This is a genomic window from Mycolicibacterium septicum DSM 44393 (assembly GCF_000455325.1).
Lineage (GTDB): Bacteria > Actinomycetota > Actinomycetes > Mycobacteriales > Mycobacteriaceae > Mycobacterium > Mycobacterium septicum.
Genome location: NZ_HG322951.1, coordinates 3,667,822 through 3,674,049, shown reverse-complemented (window position 1 = coordinate 3,674,049; position 6,228 = coordinate 3,667,822). Strand labels below are relative to the sequence as shown.

Genomic DNA, 6,228 nt, shown 5'->3' with positions numbered 1-6,228 from the left:
GAGCACGATGTGGTGAGCGGTCAGGACGAACCGATGCCGATCGTCGGCGATGCGAATGAGCACGGCCCGGAACGCGGGCTGGTTCTCGAGGTCGCAGACCGCGGCACGTTCGCCGGCGCAGATCTCCTCGATCTGCTCGTCGACGCCAATGCCGTTGGCGTCCAACTCGATGTGCCGCCAGGGCACCACGGGATCCGCGGGGATGACCTGCACCGGTTGCTCGAACTGTCCGCGGAATCGGGCCGCAAGTTGCGGATGCCTGCGGACCACCGTCTGCACCGCTTCGCCCAGCCGCTGCGCGTCGAGCGGGCCACTCAGCGCGACATCCAGCTGCATCGCGTAGACGTCGTCGGAGCCCTGTGCGGTGCCGGCGTGGAAGAGCAGTCCCTGTTGCAAAGGGGTCAGCGGCAGGACGTCGGCGATACGGAGTTGCCGGCTGAGCTCGTCGATCTCGTCCTGGCTCAGCTCCGCAGGGGCGATATCCGATGGAGTCAATCCGCCGCCACCGCTTCGCACATGCTCGCAGATGCCGACCAGAGCCTCGAACCACAACCGGTTCAATCGGCTGATCTGCTCGTCATCGAGCGCCGAGCGCGCCCACGTCCAGTCGGCGTTCAGTTGCAGGCCGGTGTCCGTGTCGAGGGTGGCCGCGTTGAGTTCGACGGTATGCCCGAGTGACGTGGGCACCGCCGCGGCGGCGCGAGTCAACGACAAGCCCTCGGGCTGGATCTGCCATCGATTGCCGGACGTACCGCCGGGGCTTGCACCCAGGCGGCCCAGATAGTTGAACGCAATCGCCGGGTCGGGTCCGGAGAGGTCCACGTCGCGGTTCAGGTAGCGCAGCAGACCGTAGGTCAGGCCGTCCGGCAGAGCGCGGAGCTGCTCCTTGACGTCTTTGATCACGGTCCCGAGCACCGCGTCACCGGCGACCACCTGGGACCAGCGCAATTCGCCGACAGCCAGGGCTACCGGGTATTTGGTGGTGAACCAGCCGACCGTGCGCGACAGGTCGATGTCGCGATCGGCGCCGAGTTCTTCGGTGCGGCCATGGCCCTCGACATCGATGGTGATCGGGGCGCCGCCGGCACGCGAGAACTCGGCGACGGCGAGCGCGAACGCGATCAGCAGAATGTCTTGAGTGCCTGCGTGAAACGCCGCAGGCACTTCACCGAGGAGCAGGTGGGTGGTCTCGCAGTCCAGCGTCATCGACAGCTGCCCGGCGGTCTGATAGGTATCGACCTCGGGTTGCGGTGCGGGCAGCACCGGCGATGTGGCCGCGACCTGCCGCCATGCGTGCGTCTGCTCCGTCACGTGCGGGTTCTGCGCGAACTGAGCCAGCAGGCCCGCCCATCGGGCGAACGACATCCCGGTCGGTGCCAGCGCCACCGGTTGGCCGCCGCGATGCTGGGACCAGGCGATGTCGAGGTCCTCCAACAGAATTCGCCATGACACGCCGTCGATCGCCAGATGGTGAACGATCAGCACCAGCTGACTCGTGGAAGTCACCCACAGCGCGCGGAGCATCGCCCCGGCGGCAGGGTCCAGCGCTGACCTCGCCGCCACCAGCGCCTCATCGGACAGCACGTCCACCGAGTGCAAGCATTGAGCGGCGTCGACTGCCCCCGCGTCGGGCACCGTCAGCGACCATCCGCCGGCGCCGTCGTCCTCGGCACGCAATCGGAGCATTCCGTGCCGAGCCAGTAAGGCCTGCAACAGGATTACGACGTCGTCCTCGGCCGCACCGGCGGGTGCCTGCAGGACCACCGTCTGATTGAACTCGTCGATCGGGCCGTCGACACGCTCCAGGCCTTTCAGCCACCGCATGATCGGGGTCGCCACGACCGGACCGAGACCCTCGTCAGCGGGCTGCTCGGTGACACCGGTCGCCTCGACCACCTGGGCAAGTCGGGCCACGGTACCGTGCGGTGACTCAATGACAGGCGGGTCGCGATCTGCTTGGCCGTCAACCCTTTCGCCACGTAGCGCAGCACCTCGGTCTCCCGCTCGGTCAGGCTGGGAGTGGCCGGTCCGTCGTCGGGCCGCTGAGCGATGCGCCGGTACTCGCCGAGTACCAGCCCGGCCAACCCCGGGGTGAACACCGCACGCCCCTCGGCAGTCGCGCGCACCGCCTCGGTCAACTCGGCCTTGGACGCGCTCTTCACCAGATACCCGGTGGCCCCGGCCTTCACCGCTTCCAGGACGTCGTCGCGCTCGTCGGAGGCCGAGAGCACCAGCACCCGTGACGACGGCGACGCGGCGAGCACCTCCGCGGTGGCCGTGGCACCGCTGCCGTCGGACAGGCTCATGTCCATCACCACCACATCGGGCATCACCACGCCGGCCCGCCTGCGCGCCGAAGCCACACCGTCGGCGGTGGCCACGACGTCGAACCCCTCGTCGGCAAGGTCCCGAGCCACCGCGTCGCGCCAGATCGGATGATCATCGACGACCATCACGGTCAGTGCAGTCTCGGTCATGACTGTCCCTTCCCACCCTTCTCAGTGGCGGCGCGGGGCAGCGTCAGCTCCCACTCCGTGCCGCATCCCGGCGCGCTGTGCAACTGCGCCCGTCCACCCAGCCAATCCATCCGTCCCACAATGGATTTCGCGATTCCCACGTGGCCTTCACGGGCCGCCTCGGCCAGTCGCCCGGCACCGATGCCCACACCGTCGTCGCGGATGCTCACCGTCACCGAATCCCCCAGGTCTTCGAGCAGGACGAAAACCCGGGCATCGGGCCCGGCGTGCGCGGCAGCGTTGTCCAGGGCGTTGCTCGCCGCGGCGAACAACTCGTGAGCAGCGCCGTGTTCGAGCAGCACCGGTTCTGCCGGCAGGCTGACCGATACTCGATCCGAGGCCCTGGCCCGCAGCAACGCGCCGATGTCGACGACCCCGCCGGTGTGCACTTCCGGGTCGGGTGCACTGACCAACCGACGTAGGGCCCGCTCCTGCTCCCCCGCGAGTTCGGCCAATTGCGCTGTCTCGCCGCCGATCTCACGCCCCCGCCGCGATACCAGGGCCAGCACCTGAATGGCCCCGTCGTGTACCCGGCGCGACAATCGCTCCCGTTCCTCCAGCGAGGCGGCCAGCCGCACCGCGCGCTCCAGCTCGGCGTGGGCGCGACGCGCGGTCTGGGCGGCCATCCCCACCGCCAATCCCACCGCCAGTTCGATGACGATGGTGGCGTTGCGGCCCAGATTGATGCTGACGTAGCCCTTCAGCGCGGCCGCCGCAGCCATCACCGCCAGCCCGGCCGCCATGCCCCCGACCGGGCCGAATTGCAGTGCCGCCGAGATGGTGGCATTCGTCGCCCACAGTGTGGTCGGCCACGACTGGTTGTCGGCGATCCAGTGGTCGGAGGCCACCAACTCGGTGGACAGCATGAGGGCCAGGACCACGACGACCTCGGCGATCACCCACGACGGACGGCGACCGAAACCCTGCAGGTAGGCGATCGCGCACGCGATGCTCCAGGCAATCAGTACCGCGCACAGCACACCGGCGAGCACCGGACGCGCCAGATCGTCGTTGATCGCGATCTGAAACCCCAGCGCATACAGACAGCTCAGCAGCCGGAAGATCTGCGCGGCACGCCACAATGGCGTGACCGGGTCGGGGCGGCGCTGCATTGGCCCAGCATAAAGTTGCCGCGCGGCGCCTGGGCGCAGCGTTTTCGCGCGTCGCGGCTACCGGTCACCCCGGGCCACGGGCCGGTCGGGGTTCGAGGACCATTCCGACCACGACCCGGGATACAGCGCCGCGTCCACCCCGGCTGCGGCCAGCCCGGCCACCGCCAGCGCCGCCGTCACCCCCGATCCGCAGTACGCACCGACGTCGGCACCACCGGTCGCGCCCCGGTCGGCCAGCAGCGCGCGAAGCGGGGCATCCGGGAGCAACGTGCCGTCCGCGGAAAGCAGCTGGGTGCTGGGCAGATTGACCGCCCCGGGGATGTGGCCGGCCACCGGGTCGACAGGTTCGACGTCCCCGCGGAACCGTTCGGGCGCCCGCGCATCCAGCAGCACGTCCACGGCAGACTGCGACGCTTCCGCGGTCAGGGTGCGCAGGGCGCCGTGGTACAGGTCGTCGTGAACGACGTCGACGTCGCCGGGCTCCGGGGTGACCGGGCCGGACTGCAGGGCCTCACCCGCTGCCGACCAGGCCGACAGACCGCCGTCCAGGATGCGGACGCCGTCGATCCCGGCCGCGGTCAGCACCCACCAGGCCCGGGCCGACCCAGCGCGGTTCCAGTCGTCGTAGACGACGGTGGGCACACCGGTGCGCACACCCCAACGCCGCGCCGCTGCCTGCAGGTCCGTTCCCGACGGCAGCGGATGACGACCGCGACCTGTGACCCGGTGGTCGGTCAGGTCGTCGTCGAGTGAGACGTAGACGGCGCCGGGCAGATGACCGCCGAGATAGGCCTGTTCGCCGTCGGGCTCGGCCAGCGTCCACCGCACGTCGAGCACCGTGACCGGAGCCCCCGAGGCGATGTGCTCGCGAAGCTCACCGACCGTGACGAAGACGTCATTTCGTGTGGAAACCACGCAATCGACGCTACATCACCTTCGACAGAAACTCCTTTGTCCGTTCATGTTTCGGATTGGCCATCACCTCGCGGGGATTGCCGCTCTCCACGATGACGCCGCCGTCCATGAACACCAGCTTGTCGGCCACTTCACGGGCGAAACCCATCTCGTGCGTGACCACCACCATCGTCATGCCCTCGCCCGCGAGTTTCTTGATCACGGCCAGCACCTCACCGACCAGCTCGGGATCCAGTGCCGAGGTCGGCTCGTCGAACAGCATCAGCTTCGGATTCATCGCCAGCGCGCGGGCGATGGCGACCCGCTGCTGCTGCCCGCCCGACAGCTGTGCGGGATACGCGTCGGCCTTGGCGGACAACCCCACCTGATCCAATAGGTCCTTGGCCCGAGCCAGCGCCGCGTCTTTCTTCACCCGCTTGACGTGGATGGGTGCCTCGATGACGTTCTCCAGCGCAGTCCGGTGCGGGAACAGGTTGAAATGCTGGAACACCATGCCGATGTCGCGGCGCTGCCGGGCGGCGTCCCTCGGGGCCATCTCGTGCAGCTTGCCGCCGCGCTCGCGATAGCCGATCAGTTCCCCGTCGACGTAGAGACGGCCGGCGTTGACCTGCTCAAGATGGTTGATACACCGCAGGAACGTCGACTTGCCCGAGCCCGACGGGCCGACCATGCACAACACCTCACCCCTGCCGACGTCCAACGTCACGCCCTTGAGGACGTGCAGGGCACCGAAGTTCTTGCACACACTCTCGGCGCGCACCATCGGTTCGGCGGCGGCGGTCAATTCGTCACTCCCATCTGGGCTTTGGCCAAGGCCGCAAGTTGTTTGGAGGTGAGCCTGCGCGACGCGCCCCGCGAGAAATGCCGCTCGAGGTAGTACTGCCCGATCATCAGGACGCTGGTGATCGCCAGGTACCAGGTGGACGCCACCAGCAGCAGCGGAACCGGTTCGAACAGCGCGACCCCGATATCTTTTGAGCGACCGTACAACTCGAAGCTGTAGGGAACGGCGGTGACCAGTGACGTGGTCTTGAGCATGCTGATGAACTCGTTGCCGGTCGGCGGGATGATGACGCGCATCGCCTGCGGAAGAACGGTGCGACGCATGGTCATTCCCCACGACATCCCGAGTGCGACCGACGCCTCCGTCTGACCTTCGGGCACCGAGATCAGGCCGCCCCGGATGATCTCGGCCATGTAGGCGGCCTCGTTGAGACCGAGGCCGAGCACCGCCAGCCAGAACACGTTCGGATCGGACAGGCTGAACTCGAAAAGCCGTGGGCCGAACGGTACGCCGATCTGAATGTTCTTGTAGATCACCGGGACAAGGCCCCACAGCACCAATTGCACGTAGATCGGTGTGCCGCGGAAGATCCACAGGTACGTCCAGGCCACGGCCTTGAGGACGGGGTTCGGCGACAGCCGCATCACGGCGAGCAGCACGCCGAGAACAAGCGCCAGGATCATCGAATAGATGGTCAGTTGCAGCGTGTTCCAGGCAGCCTGCGAGATGCGTTCGTCGAAGAGGTACTTGGCGTAGGTCCTCCACCCGTAGGCCTCGTTGGTGGCCGCGCCATAGATGAACAGCCCGAGCAGGACGAGGATGACGATCGCCGCCACCCACCGCCACGGATGCCTCAGCGGAACAGCGTCGATGGCGGGCGGCGGCGATGCATCAGTCATCG

General features: G+C 67.9%; 5 protein-coding genes and 1 pseudogene. All 6 read right to left on the bottom strand.

Annotated elements, in window-relative coordinates; all coding sequences use genetic code 11:
* Positions 1-1,917 (bottom strand): annotated as a pseudogene (locus TX88_RS17350) (condensation domain-containing protein); the annotation flags it as partial.
* Positions 1,812-2,477 (bottom strand): response regulator, encoded by a 666-nt coding sequence (locus tag TX88_RS17345; protein ID WP_244438441.1) that lies wholly within the window; start codon positions 2,475-2,477, stop codon positions 1,812-1,814. The pseudogene TX88_RS17350 and the gene TX88_RS17345, both read right to left, overlap by 106 nt.
* Positions 2,474-3,628, bottom strand: a complete 1,155-nt coding sequence (gene macS / locus TX88_RS17340; protein WP_044518484.1) for a MacS family sensor histidine kinase — start codon at positions 3,626-3,628, stop codon at positions 2,474-2,476. The genes TX88_RS17345 and macS overlap by 4 nt, the downstream gene beginning before the upstream one ends.
* Positions 3,629-3,685: 57 nt before the next feature.
* Positions 3,686-4,543: a sulfurtransferase gene (locus tag TX88_RS17335; protein ID WP_044518483.1), complete on the bottom strand. Its 858-nt coding sequence runs from the start codon at positions 4,541-4,543 to the stop codon at positions 3,686-3,688.
* Positions 4,544-4,553: 10 nt separating this feature from the next.
* The gene (locus TX88_RS17330; protein ID WP_044518481.1) at positions 4,554-5,306 is read right to left on the bottom strand and encodes an amino acid ABC transporter ATP-binding protein; all 753 of its coding nucleotides are present in this window, start codon (positions 5,304-5,306) and stop codon (positions 4,554-4,556) included.
* A 17-nt stretch (positions 5,307-5,323) separates the two neighbouring features.
* Positions 5,324-6,226, bottom strand: coding sequence for an amino acid ABC transporter permease (locus tag TX88_RS17325; protein WP_044518480.1), 903 nt, complete (start codon positions 6,224-6,226; stop codon positions 5,324-5,326).
* Between the last annotated feature and the right edge of the window lie 2 nt (positions 6,227-6,228).